Source organism: Gemmatimonadota bacterium (genome assembly GCA_022560615.1).
Taxonomy (GTDB): domain Bacteria; phylum Gemmatimonadota; class Gemmatimonadetes; order Longimicrobiales; family Gaopeijiaceae; genus UBA1138.
The window spans coordinates 46,391-65,464 of record JADFSR010000016.1; the positions used below are offsets into that span (position 1 = coordinate 46,391).

General features: G+C 65.2%; 17 protein-coding genes. 11 read left to right on the forward strand and 6 right to left on the reverse strand.

The features are described from left to right. Positions 1-11: 11 nt before the first annotated feature. Together IIB36_10745 and IIB36_10750 are read right to left on the reverse strand one after the other, a co-directional pair. The gene (locus IIB36_10745; GenBank protein MCH7532217.1) at positions 12-1,961 is read right to left on the reverse strand and encodes a BatA and WFA domain-containing protein; all 1,950 of its coding nucleotides are present in this window, start codon (positions 1,959-1,961) and stop codon (positions 12-14) included. A 22-nt stretch (positions 1,962-1,983) separates the two neighbouring features. Beyond that, positions 1,984-2,910: a DUF58 domain-containing protein gene (locus IIB36_10750; protein MCH7532218.1), complete on the reverse strand. Its 927-nt coding sequence runs from the start codon at positions 2,908-2,910 to the stop codon at positions 1,984-1,986. A gap of 191 nt (positions 2,911-3,101) precedes the next feature. Here IIB36_10750 and IIB36_10755 point away from each other — a divergent pair, with 191 nt between their 5' ends. From IIB36_10755 to IIB36_10765, 3 genes are all read left to right on the forward strand, one after another. After that, positions 3,102-4,637, forward strand: coding sequence for a DUF4384 domain-containing protein (locus IIB36_10755; GenBank protein ID MCH7532219.1), 1,536 nt, complete (start codon positions 3,102-3,104; stop codon positions 4,635-4,637). Positions 4,638-4,706: 69 nt separating this feature from the next. Then, positions 4,707-4,916: a hypothetical protein gene (locus IIB36_10760; GenBank protein MCH7532220.1), complete on the forward strand. Its 210-nt coding sequence runs from the start codon at positions 4,707-4,709 to the stop codon at positions 4,914-4,916. Continuing rightward, positions 4,913-5,488 carry a hypothetical protein gene (locus tag IIB36_10765; GenBank protein MCH7532221.1) on the forward strand — a complete coding sequence of 192 codons (576 nt, stop codon included), beginning with the start codon at positions 4,913-4,915 and terminating at the stop codon, positions 5,486-5,488. Before IIB36_10760 ends, IIB36_10765 begins: the two co-directional genes overlap by 4 nt. 131 nt (positions 5,489-5,619) lie before the next feature. On the opposite strand, the gene IIB36_10770 is transcribed toward IIB36_10765, so the two are convergent. Together IIB36_10770 and IIB36_10775 are read right to left on the reverse strand one after the other, a co-directional pair. Next, complete coding sequence (locus IIB36_10770; GenBank protein MCH7532222.1) at positions 5,620-6,942, reverse strand: hypothetical protein; 1,323 nt, start codon at positions 6,940-6,942, stop codon at positions 5,620-5,622. A gap of 10 nt (positions 6,943-6,952) precedes the next feature. Next, positions 6,953-7,966 carry a hypothetical protein gene (locus IIB36_10775; protein ID MCH7532223.1) on the reverse strand — a complete coding sequence of 338 codons (1,014 nt, stop codon included), beginning with the start codon at positions 7,964-7,966 and terminating at the stop codon, positions 6,953-6,955. A 406-nt stretch (positions 7,967-8,372) separates the two neighbouring features. On the opposite strand from IIB36_10775, the gene lepA reads away from it, so the two are divergent. From lepA to IIB36_10810, 7 genes are read left to right on the forward strand one after another with little or no spacing between them, the layout of a single operon-like run. After that, positions 8,373-10,175, forward strand: a complete 1,803-nt coding sequence (gene lepA, locus IIB36_10780) for an elongation factor 4 (GenBank protein ID MCH7532224.1) — start codon at positions 8,373-8,375, stop codon at positions 10,173-10,175. After that, a complete protein-coding gene (locus IIB36_10785) occupies positions 10,172-11,032 on the forward strand; it encodes a glycosyltransferase (GenBank protein MCH7532225.1) in 861 nt (286 codons plus the stop codon). The genes lepA and IIB36_10785 overlap by 4 nt, the downstream gene beginning before the upstream one ends. Then, positions 11,029-12,015, forward strand: coding sequence for an ROK family protein (locus IIB36_10790; GenBank protein MCH7532226.1), 987 nt, complete (start codon positions 11,029-11,031; stop codon positions 12,013-12,015). The genes IIB36_10785 and IIB36_10790 overlap by 4 nt, the downstream gene beginning before the upstream one ends. Then, the gene (locus IIB36_10795; GenBank protein MCH7532227.1) at positions 12,012-13,001 is read left to right on the forward strand and encodes a carbohydrate kinase family protein; all 990 of its coding nucleotides are present in this window, start codon (positions 12,012-12,014) and stop codon (positions 12,999-13,001) included. The genes IIB36_10790 and IIB36_10795 overlap by 4 nt, the downstream gene beginning before the upstream one ends. Further along, positions 12,998-13,885 (forward strand): hypothetical protein, encoded by an 888-nt coding sequence (locus IIB36_10800; protein MCH7532228.1) that lies wholly within the window; start codon positions 12,998-13,000, stop codon positions 13,883-13,885. The genes IIB36_10795 and IIB36_10800 overlap by 4 nt, the downstream gene beginning before the upstream one ends. Continuing rightward, positions 13,882-14,463 (forward strand): hypothetical protein, encoded by a 582-nt coding sequence (locus IIB36_10805; protein ID MCH7532229.1) that lies wholly within the window; start codon positions 13,882-13,884, stop codon positions 14,461-14,463. Before IIB36_10800 ends, IIB36_10805 begins: the two co-directional genes overlap by 4 nt. A gap of 36 nt (positions 14,464-14,499) precedes the next feature. Then, entirely contained in the window at positions 14,500-15,672 is a 1,173-nt protein-coding gene (locus tag IIB36_10810) for an aminotransferase class I/II-fold pyridoxal phosphate-dependent enzyme (protein MCH7532230.1), read from the forward strand. An 18-nt stretch (positions 15,673-15,690) separates the two neighbouring features. Here IIB36_10810 and pruA read toward each other — a convergent pair whose 3' ends face one another. Next, positions 15,691-17,319 (reverse strand): L-glutamate gamma-semialdehyde dehydrogenase, encoded by a 1,629-nt coding sequence (gene pruA / locus IIB36_10815; protein MCH7532231.1) that lies wholly within the window; start codon positions 17,317-17,319, stop codon positions 15,691-15,693. A gap of 392 nt (positions 17,320-17,711) precedes the next feature. On the opposite strand from pruA, the gene IIB36_10820 reads away from it, so the two are divergent. After that, positions 17,712-18,818, forward strand: a complete 1,107-nt coding sequence (locus IIB36_10820; protein ID MCH7532232.1) for an Mrp/NBP35 family ATP-binding protein — start codon at positions 17,712-17,714, stop codon at positions 18,816-18,818. An 8-nt stretch (positions 18,819-18,826) separates the two neighbouring features. Here the strand turns inward: IIB36_10820 and IIB36_10825 are convergent, their stop codons facing one another. Then, the gene (locus IIB36_10825; protein ID MCH7532233.1) at positions 18,827-19,060 is read right to left on the reverse strand and encodes a hypothetical protein; all 234 of its coding nucleotides are present in this window, start codon (positions 19,058-19,060) and stop codon (positions 18,827-18,829) included. Positions 19,061-19,074: the final 14 nt, after the last annotated feature.

A 19,074-nucleotide genomic window follows, 5' to 3' on the forward strand; every position in this document is an offset into this window, starting at 1 on the left:
TTAGGATCGGGTCAGGCCGCGGCATCGGGCACGGGGCTTCTCGGAGCCTTCCGTCGCTTCTTGGTGGACGTCTCGACCCGACCCGCGGCCGCCATCAGTGGTTCGATCACCATCAGAGCCGCCGCGGCCAGAAGGAGCGGCCACCAGAGCTCGGGACCCTGCCGCGTCCGGAAGACGGCGCCAGCCCAATCTTCTTCTCGATCGACGGACACCACGCCCGGTCCGATCACCTTGGACAGTTCGTCCTCCGAGACGCGTTCCAAGCCCGACTCGTCTACCGGCGTGTTCAGCGCGACGACCGACACCGTCGTATCCGAAGCGAGAAACGTGTAGAAGCCGGCCCTGCCCGTGCCACGGACCATGCGCGTGCCATCAATTTCGAACTCTTCGCCGGATGGGAAGCGCACGTGCGTGGCCCCCACGGGCGCGGGTAGGTGTGTACCTGCTTCCAGTTCGCCCGCGGAGCCCGCCCGACCAGCCCACGCGCTTGCCGCCCAGTCGATGAATCGCAGCATACCTGTCGATACCGGCAATGAGGTAGACCGTGCATCGAGCGGGGAGGCTAGGAGAAGATAGCGACGGCCGAACGCGTCGGTGCCCTGAACGGCCCACGGGTCGGTGCTCACCTCGGCCAGCGTTCGGGTCGGTGTGGTCGGGGTGGTGGTGAGCGTCATGCCGTACCACGCCTCGACGCGCACGCCTTCGAGTGGGGCGGGAAGCGCGCGGCCACCCAGGGCCGCGGCGCCCGATCGCGCGTGCACCCCGTACCGCCACGGAATACCGGCGTCCGCCAGACGGCGATTGAGTGCCGGCAGCAGCGTGGGATCTGATGCGGGCACGATCAGCGCCGCTCCCTTCGCCCCGAGTTGGTCCAGACCGTCGCCACCAGCCGAGATGAGCAGTTCCGCATCGGCCGGCCCGGTACTGATGATTCGGTTGGCGGACTCGAGCACGGAGATGGCCTCGTCGATGAACATGCCCGTGTCACCGGTTGATGCGAGCAGTGGCGCCGGGCGCGAACGGTACGCGAAGTACCGACGATCGTCGGCGCGAAGGGCGTCGGGGTCGGTGTCGGCATACCCGCGGACCCAGCCGCGTCCAGCCGGTGGTAGCACCACCGACGTCGCCGAGCCGGGCGGGATGGTCGCCGCACCGCGGATGCGCTCGTTGACGACGATCCTGAGGGGTAGTCGCGAGGTGTCCCCCGTTTCCAGCGCGGTCACAGTCACCGTGGTCCGCTGGCCCTCCAGGGGCGGCAGACCCCCTCCGACCAGCACCCCACTCAGCGCGTGGTTCGGCGCCGGGGCAGTGCCTGAGACCCATGCCACTACCGGCAGCGTCCCGGCGGGCGCCTCCTCAGCGCTCTGAAAGGCGGAGCGCTGAAGATCGGAGAGCACATGGATTTCCCGGTGTTCGAGGTCCACGGTCCGCAGCAGTTCCGTTGCTCGCTCGAGCGCGGCGGTCAAGTCTCCTGCCGCGTCGCTCGCTTCAATGGCGTCGACGGCTTCTCTCGCCTGCGTCGCCGAGGCGGGCAGGGCCGGTAGCCACGGCTCGCCGGCGCGAAGGACCCAGAACCGATCCTCGTCGGAGGCACCGTCAAGAGTTCGGTGCGCGAGCTCCTTGAGTCGATCGAGTACCCGGGCCTCTCCAACCACCAGGCCGCTGCTCATCGAGTTGTCGATGACCAAGACCACCGCGGTCGCGGGGTGCGCGGAGCCACGGCCGTTGAAGAAGAGGCGAGCACCGGCACCGACCAGTAGGATCAGAACGGCGACCCTCATGGCGAGCAGGATCAGTTGGCGAAGTCGGATCTGCCGGGCGTGCTCGCGCTCCGTGCGCTCGAGGTACCGGAGCGCGGGGAAGCTCACCCGCCGGGTCTCGTGCCGGTGGAACAAGTGGAGGTAGATGGGCACCCCGACCGCGAGAACAGACACGAGAAAGAGCGGACTGAGGGCCCCCATCAGTCGACCCCCGCGAGCGTCGTCATCCGAGACGCTCTCGCTTGCGCAGGTAGGCACGCAGAGCCAACGAGAGCGGTTGGTCGGTATCGATCACCTGATAGTCGATGCCGTGGGGCCGCAGTTTCCGTTTCCACTCCGCCAGAGCATCTGCAACGGCCTCCCGGTACTCGACCCGAATGTCGGCTACGCTCACCAACAGTTCGTCGTTCGTCTCCGGATCGTAGAAACGCGCCTCCGAAGCCGCTGGCAACTCACGCTCGCCGGGATCCAGAAGATGGAAGACGAGCACCTCGTGGCCGTGATGCCTCAGGAACTTGAGCGCGGTCAGGGTCTCGTCCGTGCGGACGAGTAGGTCCGAGAGCAAGACCACGAGGCCGGCGCGCCGGAGGCGCACCGCCAGGTCACGCAGCGCCCCTTCGGCTGACGTTCCGCCGGCCGCGTCGAGCGCCGTCAGTCTGCGCGCGAGCTCCCTCCAGTGACGCCGCCCGCCCCGCGCCTGGACGCGCTCCACGACTCTGTCGTGGAACGCCACAAGCCCCACCGAGTCGCCCTGGCGCAAGAGGATGAGCGCGAGCGAGGCAGCCAGGTGCTTGGCGTACCACAGCTTGCTTGGCAGCACCCCGGGGTCCGAGCTCCACCCCATCGACTCGCTGACGTCCAGCAGCAGGTAGGCGCGCAGGTTCGTCTCTTGTTCGAACTGCTTTACGTAGAAACGGTCCGAGCGGCCGTACATGCGCCAATCGATGTAGCGGAGATCGTCCCCGGCCTGGTAGGCGCGCAGCTCCGCGAACTCCGCCGAGAAACCCCGGTGGGGTGAGCGGTGCAGTCCCATCAAGAAGCCCTCGACGACCTTACGGGCGATGAACTCGATGCCACCGAGCTGTGAGAGCGTCGCGGGATCGAGCAGATCGGGTCGCGATGTAGGCGAAGCGGTGCGTGGGTTGTCCATAGAACGCTAAAAGCTACTGGCGTGCCGGGCACCGCTCAACGGGGCGCTAGGCGCCTCGACGACCCTGTCCTCCCGCGTCGTGAGCGTGTCCTCGGCTGGGGACGTGAACGGCTCCAAGCGCCAGGAATGAAGGGGTTCGAGACATGGCACGGCTGTTGCCCTTCTAAAGGGTCAACAGAGGGGGATCGGAGATGCGAAGAGTGCTGTCGCTGGGGCTGTTGGCCGCTTTCGTCTCACCACCGGTGGAGGGCCAGGAAAGGGCGTATGACTCGCCGCTCGAGGCGCGCGTCTGGCTCGACCGTGGTGACGATCCGGTGCTTCAGCGAGGCGACCGAGTGAGGGTGTACTACCGGACGTCGGTGGACGCGCATACCGCGATTTTCAGGATCGACACCGACGGCCGCGTCACGCTGGTGCAGCCCGCGCATCCCGGCGCCGAGGAGCTCATTCGAGGGGGTCGTGACTATCGCCTCTTGTTCCCCCAGTCGGCGCAATGGGTCGTCGCAGAGGATCCAGGGATCGGGTATTACTTCATCGTCGCCTCGGAGCAGCCACTCGACTTCTCTCGTTTCGAGTTCGTCCCGGACGAGGATCGGTGGGACCTGGGTCGCGTCGGGGAGACCGTCTACGAGGACCCGTACGTCGCCATCGACGCCTACGTGGCAGAGCTCATCTCGGACTGGGAGGTCGCCCCGTATGCGCTGGACTTCATCGAATACAGCGTGGGCGAAGCGCACAGCTACCCACGATTTCTCTGCTATGATTGCCACGGATATCGGCCCTACACGAGCTGGAACCCCTACACCTACGCGTGCACGGACTTTCGCGTAGTGCTTTGGGACGACCCGTACTACTACGCCGCGTATCGCTACGCGGGCACTCGCGTCGTCTTCCCGAGACCTCTTCGTAATCGTCCGAGGTACACGGTCGCTGTGCGCGCGCCCGGCGAGGGTTGGTCTCCGCTGGTACGTACGCGCCAAGCGCCGCCACTTCCGCGCCGGGTGACGCAGTACAAGGAGCCGGAGGTGGCCACGACACCGAGATCGGCGACGCCTGCCCGACGCCCTCAGACTCGGGCTCCGAGTGCAGCGGCACAGGGTGCCGTCCCCCGCCGGTTCACATCAGTGCCGGGCCGGGCGGCGGTGACTCCCAACTCGGCACGGCGTGCGGCGCAGCCCGTGACCCCGTCCGTCGTAACACCCCGACGTCCGTCCTCGTCCGGGTCGACCCCGCGGACGTCGACCTCCAGGCCCGGGGCTTCCACCACGCGCCCGAGCACGGCTCGCTCAGCAACTCCGCGCTCGGCGACTCCTTCTCGGCCCACGCTACAGCGCCGGCCGCCTTCAACGACGACCCGGGGCGGAACGTTCGACCGCGCGAACACGTCGCGGCCGAACGGCTCCCGGCCGAGTACGACCCGCACTCCCGCAGGGTCAGGCTCGCGAACACGTGTGGTTCTGCCGAGTCGCCCGCGTGCTCAACCTAGGGCTTCGCAGCCCCGTCGCGCGCCTGTGACTCGTAACGCGCCGGTGGCCCGCCGCTCGCCGCCAGCCCTGTCCAGGCCGACCGTGTCCCGATCACGCCCGATCACGACGCGCGCGAGACCCGCGGCGAGTGGCGCGCGGCCGACGATGTCCAGGCCGAGCACGCGCGCGGCTCCGGCGAGGCGCCCGACTATAAGGACCCGGCCAAAACCCCCACCGAGGCGCCGTGGACGCGGCGGGTAGACCGCGCAGAGAAGGGCCGTCGGAATCGCGTGGATTCCCTGTCGAACCGCCCGGAAGTAGTATGAGTCCATGGCCTTTGACACGACACCGGAAGCGGCGAGGGCGCGGTGGGCGGTGCTTGCTGCACTTGACGGAGGGCAGCGCCTCGGGCAAGCGCTCGCGCTGAGCGAATTCACGCTCGCCATGCAGCGGGAGGGTGCTCGGTTCCGGGAGCGCGCGGCAAGCGAACGTGTCGTGAACACCGTCGATCTCGAGGCCGACCACCGCGGCGATCGGTGACTCTGGTCCGGATTCTCCGACTGCTCGTGGAGAGCATGGAGGAGTTGGGCATTGGCTACATGCTCACGGGATCGTTGGCGAGCTCATTTCACGGTGATCCGAGAGCGACTCAGGACATCGACTTGGTCATCGATGGTGAGCGACGAGCCCTTGATGCGTTGGGAGCGCGTCTTCGCGAGTCTGGCTTCTACGCCGACGCGGAGGCGATCAAGCACGCCTCAGAGGTCAGGGGGGTATTCAACGCCATCGATCAGAGTTCTGGGTGGAAAGTCGACTTCATCCTTCTGAAGGACCGCCCCTTCAGTCGTTCTGAGTTCGATGGCAGGGTATCCGCTGAGGTAGCTGGTCTCTCTCTGAGCCTCGTCCGTCCCGACGACATGGTTGTCGCCAAGCTCGAGTGGGCGAAGTTGGGGGAGTCCGATCGGCAGTTACGAGACGTCTTGGGGATCCTCATGGTTCAGGGACCTGTCCTGGACCGAGTCCGAATCGAGCGGTGGGTCGAAGAGCTCGCCTTGGAGCCCCAGTGGGCTCGAGTCCTCGAGATGGAGCGGGCTGAGAAGGAATCCACCTAACGCCCGACCTGGCACCTGTCAGGCGGAGATGGGCCTGGACGATCTCCCTAGTCCATAGTTTCTCCAGGTCACGCCAATGAAAGTAGCCCGACCGCTTCCCCCGTCGCGTGGGAATCCGGGCTAGCGGAGGGCTAGCGGTTTCCGAATGAAATCACGACCTGCGCCAGCAGGTTCTCTCCGATGTCGCCGGTTTGCAGCGCGACAGCCGTAGAGAGGTTGAGCGGGCCGAGCACGAGGCTCACACCGCCGCTGTATTGAATTCCGTCGGTGATGACCGCTGCGCCACCCCGGAGGTGCAGGACCTTGAGGCCCCGGAACTCGGCGCCGGCGCCCAGATGAAACTTGGGCGACAGCGCGATCCCTTCGTCGCTGAAACGATTGTGCAGGTCCCCTGAGATCGTGAAGTCCTCGGACAGGTCGAGCGCGGCCCCGACCTGAAGGGACGGCTTGAACGTCAGTGCGTCGACCGCCGCCTTCAGCATGGCGGGCGCGCCACCATAAGCCTCTGGATCGAAGCTGCTGTCGCTGCTACCCAGCTCCAACGAGGCTGTACCCGGTCGGTACGCCAGCTTCGCCACATCCCACTCGAAGGTGTTGAGCACGTTGGTCACGGACGCTCCGAGCGAGAAACGATCCTGCTTCATCATGAAGCCGAGGTCGAGTCCGATCCCCGTACCGCCGCCGGATGGATCGAAGTCGTCGCATTCTATGCCATCCCCCCTGTCAACGACTTCGCAGGAGTGTACCATCGGGAAGTTCGCGTTCACCTCGATCGGATCCAGCTGCACGTTTCCCGAGCCGCGCCCGATGGCGAGTCCGTGGCCAACCGTGTACTTCAACGTGACGCCGAGCGCCATGTCCCCGGAGGCGGTGCTCAAGGGGATGCCGAGACTGACGCCTGCAGTCGTCATGGCGAAAGCGTCTATCGAAGCTCCGCCCAGATCGAGGCTGACGGCCGAGCCGGTCCTGCCGGCGTTTCCGAACAGCAACGCTTCCATCATCCCGGGGGGCAGGTTGACGGCGGCGGAAACGATGGTGGACGCTTGAAGGCCGATGTTGCCGAGGGTCAGCGCGAATTCGGAGACGTCGGCGCCGACCGTGCCCGTTTGGCCGCCCTGAGCGGTGATTTCGTCCAGCCAAGTCTGCTTGGTGGCGTTCGGTACGAGGATCCCATCGAATTTGGCTAGGTCGCTCAAGGTGATCGGATCTAGTCCGGACCGAAGCTGGAGCGACAGGAGGGGGAACGTGAGGCTGAACCCCGACCCGGGCATGGCAAGCCCCGCGGGATTGACGCTGATCGCGCCGAAGCCGCGTACCGTGGCGGTATTGTTGCCGGACAGGCCGAGCGTCGACGCGCTTGCGTTGGCGAGTTGGGCCGCTGCCGGTACTGGCATGAGTCCCCCGGCGGCGAGAGCCGCCAAGGCGATCGAAGCGAAAAATCTGTTCGTGCGCATGGTTTCTCTCCTAACCGATTCGGATGGTTGCGTCGAGCGTGACCTGGATGGTCATTTCCTGGCCCGGGGTCACCGTGATCGATCCACCGCTCGCGGTTCCCGATCCCGAGAAGGTGATGTCGGGCTGGCCGAGCCACATCCGCAGTTCATCGTTCGTGTAGGTGATGCTTGTGCTGGACGCAGCGCTGGCATCGATCGAGAGGGTCTTCGACGTGGGACCGATGACGATCGTCGCGGAAACCGAAATGCCGAACGGGTTCACGATATCCAGTACGAGCGAGGCCTCCTGGATTCGGTCGATCAGTTGGCTGTCGATGTCCTCGACGTCCAGTGGCTCGGCGTCGAATTCGACCGATTGGCCCGTGACGTTCACGGTCGCCGAGCTGACGAGCAGAGATGTCGTGGTCGCTGTAACGGTGATCTGGTCGCTGGTATCGATCAGGGATACCTGCCCCCCCTTGGAGACGACGTCCACGGAGGCGAAGAACGTCGTGCCAATGCTCTTCGATGCGATCGAGATCGTTCTCGTCAGGGTGCCGCCTGCGGTCATCGCCTCTGTGGCGCCGTCGATGACGACTTGGCCGAGCTCGGCGCCGCCCTGCCCGTCGGAGATCGTGACCGTGAGCGTGCCGCCACCCGCGATCGGATCGAAAGAGAAGCCGTTTGCGATCTGGATCTCAATCGACGCGCTCGAGATCATGGCGGCCGTGACGCCGGCCGGCAGGTCCTCACTCGCGCTGAAGGAAGTCGTGAACGGGGGGGCAGGCACCGTGAGGCCATTCAAAGCCACGCAGCCGGCGCAACTACTGGCCAGCGTTTGGTTCGTAACGAACGGGTCGATGCTCACACTGAAGTTACTGCCGCTTACCGCGACACCCGCGGGCAGCAATTGCTCGACCGACAAAGTCGTCTCTTCGATCGGGATGATCCACCGCTGCTCCAGAATCGGAGGCTCGGTGGGGATTTCACATCCGGCGAAGAGAAGGCATCCCGCAGCAACGGGTGCCAGCCAGGGAAGCTTCATGAGCTACTCCTTATGCATATGCAGCCAGAGAATGATGCGTTGTAGCCAGAGAACGATGCGCGACGGACGAGCGCCGACGGGTGCGAGCGACTGCGGATTCTCGGTGTGCAAGGGAGCTCCGGGTCAAGGGAGATCTCCTGACGCACCGCTCACGTTCGGAGGTCGGCCGGTGGAGATGGGTTGTAGGACTCCACTCGAGGGCGCGCTGCGAGATCCGTGCCGACTCCGGAATCGCTAGAGTTCAGGGCGTCTCCGGCGAGAGCTAGGCAAAATTTGCTCGAGATCGTGCACTTCTTGCCGTTCTTGATGCCAAGAGCAGCCATGCGCCCAGGACTTCGGGACCTCTCGGCGCACGATTAACTTTGGCTCGCTCCAGCCTTCGTGCCTCTTACAAACGCGCTGATTCTTGGACACAGATCGGATCCGCAACTTTTGCATCGTGGCGCACATCGACCACGGCAAATCGACGTTGGCCGACCGGCTCCTGGAAAGCACTCAGACGCTCAGCCCCCGGCAGATGCGAGCGCAGGTGCTCGACGACAACGAGCTCGAGCGCGAGCGTGGGATCACGATCAAGCTGCACGCGGTCCGCATGGCGTATCAGGCCGGGGACGGGGAGGAGTATGAGCTGAACCTCATCGACACGCCGGGGCACGTGGACTTCACGTACGAGGTGTCGCGCTCGCTGGCGGCCTGCGAAGGGGCGATCCTCGTCGTCGACGCGACCCAGGGTGTACAGGCCCAGACGCTCTCGAACCTCTTTCTGGCGCTCGAAGCCGACCTGGAGATCATCCCGGTCATCAACAAGATCGACCTGCCGGGGGCGGAACCCGAGCGACGGCGGGACGAAGTCGTCGACCTGCTGGGCGTCGACGCTGCCTCCGTGCTCATGGCGAGCGCGAAGGAAGGCATCGGCATCGACGAGATCCTCGAGGCGGTCATCGAACGAGTGCCCGCGCCCGAGGGTGACAAGAATGCGCCGCTGCGTGCACTCATCTTCGACTCGTATTACGACAAGTACCTCGGAGCGGTACCCTCGATTCGGGTCGTGGACGGCACCATCAAGGCCGGAACGAAGATCACGTTCGGCACCGTCGATGCGAAGTACGAAGTCACCGAGGTCGGGAGCCTACGCCTGGGCCGCGTGCCCCGTCCGGAGCTCACGCCAGGGCAGGTGGGGTATGTCGTCGCCACGATCAGAGCGGTCGCCCATACCAAGGTAGGAGACACGATCCTCGATGCTGAGAACCGCGCGGACGAGCTCCTGCAGGGGTACAAGGAAGCCCGTCCAATGGTGTTCGCAGGCCTATACCCGACGGACACGGACGACTACGAGGACCTACGTGACGCGCTGGAGCGCCTCCGACTCAACGACGCGTCCCTGCACTACGAACCGGAGACGTCGATCGCGCTCGGCTTCGGCTTCCGGTGCGGGTTTCTCGGGCTACTCCACATGGAGATCGTTCAGGAACGCCTCGATCGAGAGTTCGGCGTCGAGCTCATCACGACGGTTCCGAACGTGAAATACTACGTAACGTTGACCGACGGCTCGGACTTGCACGTCGAGAGCCCGACCGCGCTCCCCGACCCCGGGCGAATCGAGTCGATCGCCGAACCCATCGTGCGGGCGCGTATCCTCTGCCCGTCCGAGTACATCGGGAACGTGCAGAAGCTCTGCCACGAGCGCAGGGGAACCTTCAAAGGCATGAACTATCTGGATCCCCAGCGCGTCGAATTGGACTTCGAGTTACCACTCTCCGAGATCGTGCTCGACTTCTATGACCGCCTCAAGAGCGGTACGCGTGGCTATGCTGGGCTCGACTACGAGTTCATCGAGATGCGGCCGGACAAGCTCGTCCGCCTGGACATTCTGGTGAACGGCGATCCGGTGGACGCGTTCAGCGTGATCATCCACGAAGACAAGGCCTTCCTGTATGGCCGTGACCTGGTGCGGAAGCTCAAGAAACTGATCCCGCGGCAGCAGTTTGCGGTCACGCTCCAGGCGGCCATCGGCAACAACGTCATCGCCCGCGCAAGCGTGAAGGCGCTCAGGAAGAACGTGACCGCCAAGTGCTACGGCGGTGACATCACCCGTAAGCGCAAGCTGCTTGAACGACAAAAAGAGGGAAAGAAGCGCATGAAGTTGGTCGGGACCGTGGAGATCCCTCAGGAGGCCTTTCTCGCCGTGCTGCACCTGGGTGACGATTGAACGAGCGGGTCTCGGTCGTCCTCTCGACGTACGAACAGCCGCGCCCCTTGGCGCTGGCCTTGCGCGGATACGCACGCCAGACCCTCTCGGACTTCGAAGTGGTCGTCGCCGACGATGGTTCGGGGCCGGAGACGGCGAGCGTCGTGCGACGGGCCGCCGACCAGGGACTCGAAGTGCGCCATGTCTGGCACGCAGACCGGGGATTCCGGAAGACCGAGGCGCTCAATCGCGCGATCGTTGCCGCCTACGGCGCGTACCTGATCTTCAGCGACGGCGACTGCGTTCCCAGAGACGACTTCGTGGCCACACACGTCCGCCTTGCAGAACCGGACCGATTCCTGTCAGGTGGGTACCTGAAGCTTCCGGAGTCGGTGACACGGGCGGTGAACGAGACGGCCATCGACACCGGAGACGTCTTCGATGTGTCGTGGCTCCGGAGGAAGGGATACCGTCCGGGGCGTCGAGCCTTGCGGCTCACCAGGAGCCTCATGCTCGCTCGCGCACTCGACGCCATCACGCCGACACGACCGACCTGGAACGGACACAGTGCCTCGACTTGGAAGGAACACCTCGTGAGCGTCAACGGTTTCGACCTGGACATGGGGTGGGGTGGTCTCGACCGGGCCGTGGGCGAGCGGCTCGAGAACGCCGGCGTCCGCGGCAAGCAGATTCGGCACCGAGCGGTTTGTGTGCACCTGCACCACGAGCGCCCCTATAAGGACCCAGCGGCGACAGAGGCGAACCGGGACATCCGCGACCGTATTCGTAGACATCGGGAGACGCGTGCGCCGAGCGGTCTGGCAGAAACCGAGGCCGTCGAGGTGGACGTGCGCATCGACCCTGAGACGACCGCGTGAGCGGCCGCTGGGTCGTCGGCGTCGACATCGGGGGCACCAACCTTGTTGTGGGTCTTGTCCCGGTCGGGGGAGGCGATCCGGTGGCTTTGCGCTCTCGTGCCACCGAGCCCGAGCGCGGTGCGGACGCTGCAGTGGCGGATATCAAGCGCATGGCCGGAGACGCGATCGCGGAAGTCCTCGACGGCCACGGCGGTTCGCGCGACGATATCGTCGGCGTCGGGATCGGTTGCCCGGGCCCCCTCGACCTCGATGCGGGGATCGTGATCGCGACGCCAAACCTCGGGTGGACCGACTATCCCATCCGCGACCGCATCGCGCATGCACTCGGTTTGCCGGCCACGCTCGACAACGACGCCAACTGCGCCACTTATGGCGAATGGTGGCAAGGGGCAGGGCGGGGCGTCGACTCTCTCGTGGGCGTCACGCTGGGCACAGGGATCGGCGGCGGGGTGATGCTCGGTGGCCGTATCGTGCGCGGCGCCTCGGGGAGCGCGGGTGAGATCGGCCACACGACGATCGATCTCAACGGGCGGCGCTGTGCGTGTGGTAACTACGGATGCCTGGAGGCGTATGCGTCCGGCCCGAACATCGCCGCGCGTGCGCGGGAAGGCCTAGAGGCCGGCTACGAGTCAGTGTTGTCGGAGCTGGTGGAGAATGACCTCGAACGAATCACGGCCGTGACCGTGTACGAGGCCCTCGTGCTAGGCGATGAGTACGCTCACGAAGTGATGCTCGAGACCGCCAAGATTCTCGGAGCCGGCATCGCCAATATCGTGAACACGCTCAACCCGGAGATCGTCGTCATCGTTGGAGGCGTCACACGTGCGGGCGACCACCTGTTCGTACCGTTGCGCTCCGAGGTACGCCGTCGGGCCTTCAAGTCCGCGGTCGACGCGTGCGAGATCGTGCCGGGGGAGCTCCCGGAAACCGCCGGTGTGATCGGTGCCGCCGGCATCTTCATCACGGAGGGTCTAGAAGCGTGACGCAGCCGCGCGTGCTCGGCGTAATCGGATCGCTGGTCTGGGATCGGATCTGGGACCGTGATGGCCGTTCCGAGCCGATCGAGGAATGGGGTGGCATCGGGTACGCGCTCGGCGCGCTCAGTGCTTCGATTCCCAGCGGATGGCGACTGCTCCCGATCCTCAAGTTGGGTCGTGACCTCGCCGAGGACGGCCGCCGCTTCCTCCGGAGCATTCCGGGCGTCGATGACTCGGGGATCATCGTGGTGCCCGAGCCGAACAACCGGGTCGAACTGCGATACGAGGACGATGCGCGGCGCATGGAACGGCTCACGGGAGGGGTGCCACCCTGGACCTGGCCGGAGCTGGCGCCGGTGGTCGAGCTGTGTGACGCGCTCTACGTGAACTTCATCTCGGGCTTCGAGATGGACTTGGACACCGCACAAGCATTGCGCGTGGGGTACCGTGGGCCGACGTACGCCGATCTTCACTCGCTTTTCCTCCACATGACCCAGCATGGCGTGCGAGTGCCTCGGACTCTCCAGGCTTGGGAAGCGTGGCTGCGGTGCTTCGACGCGGTCCAGATGAACGAGGACGAATTCGAGCTGCTCGGTGCTCAGGGTGACCCTTGGGCGTTCGCCGCCGGGGCGCTTGGCCCCGGCCTGCGGCTCATCACCGTGACGCTCGGGCATCGGGGCGCCGCGTTCGTGTCTTCCGCCGACTTCGTTTCCGACCCGAAGCTCTGGCGGCAGGACAAACGGGTCGCTGTGTCGACCGGCGTGCACAGCGGCAAGGTCGGGCTTCTCGGCCTCCCCAGAATCGGAGATCCCACGGGTTGCGGGGACGTCTGGGGTGCGACGGCTTTCGCTCGGATGCTGGGAGGAGACGACCTCGAGAGCGCGATGACCCATGCGAACCGGCTAGCCGGGCGAAACGTAGATCACCGGGGCGCGCGGGGGCTGTTCCGACACCTGGTGGGGAGACTCTCACACGTGGAGGGGGGTGAGTGAAGGTAGTCCCAGTGCCAGGATCGCTGGACCACCAGACGGTCGACGACCTGCTCGACGCCGTCACGTCGATGCGCGAGGAGCGATCGCTCTTCGACGCCCGTCACGTGCGCTGGGTCGACCCGAACGGCATGGTGGCCCTCCTGGCGGCGGGGACGGTCGCAAGAGACCGCCAGGGCGCGCTGCCGCGTTTGGAGTTGCCCGAGAGCGTCGACGTGCTCGGTTACCTCAGTCGGATGGGCTTCTTTCGGGAGGCTCAGGGAATCTTCGAGCTCGATGGACATGCGCCGCGTCGTGGTTCGCTTCCCTCGGACGTCCTGCTCGAGATCACCCCCATCGAGGGGAATGCGGACGTGCACAAGGTCATCGACCGAGTGCAGAGCGGGGCCGGCGCTGTGCTCGCGTCGAAACTCCACTACCCGGCGACAGCGGTCGTGCCGTTCTCGGTCATCCTCTCGGAGGTGTGTCAGAACATTATCGAGCACGCGGACGCCCCGGGGTGGGTCGCCGCGCAAGCGTACAACTGGGCGCGGCGGCTCGGGCGGTACGTCGTGGTGATCTCCGTCATGGACCTCGGCCGCGGCTTCCGCGGTTCTCTCACTGACGAGCACGCGGCGCGATACGGAGACAGGTGGGGTGATACGACCGCGCTCGAGGCTGCGTTCCTTCATGGACTTACTCGCTTTCCGGACTCCGGCCGCGGGCAAGGAATCCAACAGATTCGTCGTCAAGTGCAGCGCTGGAACGGCGCGATTACGATCCGGAGCGGCACCGCGCGCATCGGTCAAGTCCCGGAATGGGACGACTCGCCGCCGCTCATCGATACGCTCGAACCGTTTCCTGGCGCTCAGATCAGCATCATCCTTCCCGCGCGGGTCGACGCATGAGCGACGTCCCTCCGGATCTCATCGCGATCGACGTCGGCAGCCTGGTCCAGAAGACGGTCACATCGCTCTACTCGCACCTGGTCACCCGCCCCACGGGTCGCGCGGTGCGCATGGCGATCGAGACGCAACTGAGTGGTGCGGGGGAGCGGTCGCTCTCCCTCATCGATCTATCCGAGGTGACGATTCTCGACTACTCGTGCGCGGACGAGGTCGTCGCAAAGCTTCTGCAGCGGTATCACGACGATGGCATACACCAGGCGTTCTTCGTGTTCTGTGGAATACGCGAGCCACATCGGGACCAGATCCAGGTCGTGTTGGAGCGCCAGAGTCTGATCGCGGTCGGCGAAACCGAGGCGGGCAGTTTCGAGTTGCTCGGTGCCCCGGGGCCGGCCGAGGCGGCCAGCTGGCGGACGCTCGAACAACACGGGCTCGTTACGACGGAGGAGTTGACCGACGTCTACCCGGAAGAGGACGCGCGCTCAGCACTCGACCAGCTGGTCGAGCGTCGCGTCGCGTTTCGGAGTCCTGTTTCGGGCCGGTACCATGCGCTCAGCCGGCTAGTTCAGCATCTCTTGTAGGCGCGCATCTGCGTGGCCTCGACCTAGGGAGGCACCATGTCCGACGAACAGAAGCCGGCTCGCACCCCCGGACCTGCGACGCTCGGTATCCACGGCGGCGGATACGAGAAGCGCCCTGGGCAACCTGTGGTACCGCCCATCGTGCAGAGCGCGACGTTCCACTGGGCCACGCCCGACGATGGCGAGCTACTTTATGGCCGGCACGGGAACCCCAACCAACTCATGGTTGGGCGCAAGATCGCGGCGCTGGAGGGTACCGAGGCCGCGGTGGCCCTCGGAAGCGGCATGGGTGCGACCGCGATGACGTTTCTCGCGCTCGTCGAAGCAGGTGACCACATCGTGGCGTCGTCGTACCTGTACGGTGCCACGCAGGCGTTGCTCGGGGACGAGCTTCCACGGCGGGGGGTCAAGACGACCTTCGTCAGTCCGGAGTCGCTCGACGAGTGGCGGGACGCGGTGCAGCCGAACACGCGGGTCTTTCACCTCGAATTGCCGACCAACCCCAGCCTGCGTTTCTTCGATCCGAGGCCGATCGTGGCACTCGCGCGCGAACATGGAATTACCGTCACATGCGACGCCACGTTCGCTTCGCCGGTGAACTTCCGTGGTATCGAAGTGGGCATCGACGTGGTCATCCACAGCGCTACGAAGTATCTCGGGGGTCACTCTGACCTGATCGCCGGGGCGGTCGCCGGCGCCAGCGACTTGGTGGAGGAAGTCACGCGGCTCTCGCGTCTGTACGGCCCGGCGCTGGACCCCAATGCGGCGTGGCTGTTGGACAGGGGCATGCGAACGCTCGACGTGCGTGTCGCCCGGCACAACGCGAACGCCGCCGCGATCGCAGAGTGGTTCGTAACACAGGAACAGGTCGTGACGACGATCTACCCTGGTTTGGCCAGCCACCCCGACCATGCGATCGCCGCCGAGTTGATGAACGGATTCGGAGGCATGGTGAGCATCGTGCTAGCGGGGGGTGGGGATGCCGCAGATCGTTTCATGGGCGGGCTGAAGGTGGCGCTCGCCGCGCCCAGCTTGGGAGGCGTGGAGACGTTGGTCTCACAACCGCGCCACACGTCCCACGTCGGGCTGAGTCCGGGAGAGCGCGAGGCCCTGGGGATCCCCGAGGGCTTCGTCCGCATCAGCGTCGGGATTGAGAACGTCGAAGATCTGATCGCCGACTTCGATCAGGCGCTGCGTGTGGGCTCGTAGGGCCCCCCCTTCATCTTCCTACTTGCCGCCCATGAAGGGATAGGTGTAGTCGGTGGGCGGCACGAAGGTCTCCTTGATCGAGCGCGCACTCACCCAGCGTAGCAGATTCAACATCGAGCCCGCTTTGTCGTTCGTCCCGGATGCTCGCGCGCCGCCGAACGGCTGCTGGCCCACGACGGCGCCGCTCGGCTTGTCGTTGATGTAGAAGTTCCCGGCCGAGTGGCGAAGCACCTCCATCGCCTCCCGGATGGCATGACGATCTCTGGCGAACACGGCGCCGGTCAGCGCGTACGGAGAGGTGCTGTCCACGACCTTCAGCGTCTCCGACCAATCCGCGTCGTCATACACGTAGATCGTGATTACCGGCCCGAAGATCTCATCGCACATCGACGTGTAGTCGGGATTCTTGGCGACGATGATCGTGGGCCGGATGAACCAGCCTTCGGAGTCGTCGCACTCGCCCCCCACGATGACATCCGCATCGTCGGACCCCTGGGCCTCTTCGATGTAGCCCCGGATTTTCTCAAACGCCCTCTGATCGATGACCGCGTTCACGAAGTTGGTGAAGTCGCGTGGATCGCCCATGGTCAGCGCCGCGGTCTCCTCTATCAGCGGGCCCTCGAGCTCCGCCCACATGGTTGCAGGGATGTATGCCCGAGACGCCGCGCTGCATTTTTGTCCCTGGTACTCGAACGCGCCGCGGACTATCGCTGTCTTCACCGCGGCTGAGTCGCCGCTGGGATGCACGACGATGAAGTCCTTCCCACCGGTCTCGCCAACGATGCGCGGATAACTCTTGTACGTCCCCATGCTGTCGCCGATCGTCTTCCAGAAGCTGTTGAAGACGCGCGTCGAGCCGGTGAAGTGTACACCGGCGAACTCGGGACGGGAGAGTAGATTGCTCGTGATCTGGGCCGCGTCACCGGCAATGAAATTGATCACACCGGGCGGCAAGCCGGCCTCCTCGAACAGCCTCATGACGTAGTAGTTGGAGAGGATCGCGGTGTGGCCGGGTTTCCAGACGACGGTGTTGCCCATCATCGCCGGCGTACCGGAGAGGTTGGCTCCGATCGCCGTGAAGTTGAACGGCGTCACCGCATATACGAAGCCCTCAAGCGCCCGATACTCGGAGCGGTTCCACGTCCCCTTGTCGGACATCGGCTGCATCGAATAGATCTGCTGGGCGAAGTGCGTCCCGATGCGGAAGAAGTCGATGATCTCGCACGCGGAATCGATCTCGGCCTGGAAGGCGGTCTTGCTCTGGCCCAGCATCGTCGCGGCGTTCAGCTTCTGGCGCCATGGCCCAGCGAGCAGCTCGGCGGCACGCAGGAAGATCGCAGCGCGGTCCTCCCAGCGAGTCGTCGACCAGTCGGCGTGCGCGTCCAGAGCGGCCGCGACCGCTCGGTCGATCTCTTTGGGACCAGCCTCGTGCGCGCGGGCGATGACGTGACCACGCGAGTGTGGCATCACTAGGTCGAAGGTATTCCCGGTGCGTATCTCCTCGCCCCCGATGATGAGGGGGACCTCGATCACTTCACTCGCTTGCGCCTCGAGTTCGGCCTTTAACTCGGCGCGCTCGCTAGTGCCGGGTGCGTAAGAGAGAACCGGTTCGTTCGACGGAGGCGGAAGCGTGGGGATGCCGTTCATGGCGCAGCGCGGAAGTTGGCGGGTCAGCGGGATGTGTGGACGAAAAAAGGGGGCGGGGGAACCGCATCGTTCTCCCGCCCCCCAGACCTGCCCGTCTCGGTCAGATCACCCGAAGAAGTTCACCTTGCCCATACCCTCACGCAACCGCTCCCGGCCGCTCTGAGCACCGAAGAAGTTGATCCGCACGCGTGGGATATTCACGAGCCCCGCCCGCCGCTCCTGCGGGTCGTTGGCCTGCAAAGCGATCGTGGCGGAATAGCTTTCGAGATTTGGTCCACCGGTACCTTTCTTCCGGTTTTGGGCTACGTTTTTCCGCGCTCCGCGCCTGTGTCGCGGCTGCGGCCCATTGAGAGGAGCCCGTCCGTCCGGCTGGCCGAACCAAGAAAGTGGACATGAATTCAGACGAGTTGCGTCGCTCGGTCATGACCGCCCTCTCCCGTATCAAGCACCCGGGGAGTGGGCGCGACCTCATTGCTGGCGGACACGTACAGAACCTCGAGGTGGGCGACGACGGTGTCGTGCGCTATCAGTTTCTGCTACGGCCGGAGGACTCGGGGGAGCTGGTCAAGGAGGCCCGCGCGGCGACCGAGGGGGTCGGAGGCGTTACCGACGTCAAAGTGAACGTGCAGCTTCCCCAAATGGCTGTGTCCGGTGGCGAAGGGAGGCAGGGCGGGCTAAAGCCTGGAACGGTCCCAGCCCCGACGCCCAAGCCAGGCATCCTCACGAGCGTGAAGCAGGTGATCGCCGTGAGCTCGGGGAAGGGTGGCGTCGGCAAGTCCATGGTCGCCGCGAACCTCGCCGCGGCGTTTGCGTGCGCGGGCCGTATGGTCGGGCTCTTGGATGCGGACATCTACGGCCCGAATATCCCCCTGATGTTCGGTGTGGATCGGCGTCCGTCCGTGAGCGGCGAGAAAGGCCAGGAGCTCATCGAACCGCTCGAAGCCCATGGAGTGAAGCTCATGAGTCTCGGCTTTCTTCTCGACAAGGAGCAGCCGGCGATCATGCGTGGACCCCTCGTCTCCGGCATCCTCAAGCAGTTCTTGGAGCAGGTCGATTGGGGTCCGCTCGACCTACTGGTGATCGACATGCCTCCGGGCACCGGGGACGCTCAGCTCTCCCTGGTGCAGACGATCGACTTGGCTGGCGCGGTGATGGTGACGACGCCGCAGGATGTCTCCACCGGCGACGTGCGGCGCGGCGTGAAGATGTTCGAGCGAGTGAATACCCGCGTGCTCGGCGTGGTCGAGAACATGAGTGGGCTCGCGTGCCCGCACTGCGAAGAGATCATCGATGTCTTCGGCTCGGGCGGGGGAGAGGCGCTGGCGAAGGAGATGAAGCTCTCGTTCCTCGGACGCGTGCCGCTAGATCCGGCGGTGCGCATGGCCGGGGACGACGGAGCGCCCACGGTCCTTTCCGCACCGGAATCGGCAGCGGCCGTGGCGCTCATTGCGGTGAAGGACGCCGTCGAAAAACGCCTAGAGGCTTTGGCGGAAGCCTAGACCCCCGGCTATTCGCCTAGCCACTTCCGGTCGGCTGCGGACAACGAGCCTCCACCGGTCATCTTCTCGAAGATCTTCACGGCGATCCAACCCACCAAGAGGACCGGCGCGACCTTGAAGAGCAAGAAGAACGCGAGGCCGAAGGTCAGCGAGAACAGCGTGCCGACGATCGATAGCACGACCCCGGCGACGAGCAGGGTCACGAGGCCCACTGCGAAGAATGTCAGTAGCGTGCCAATCATGGTGTCCTCCTAAC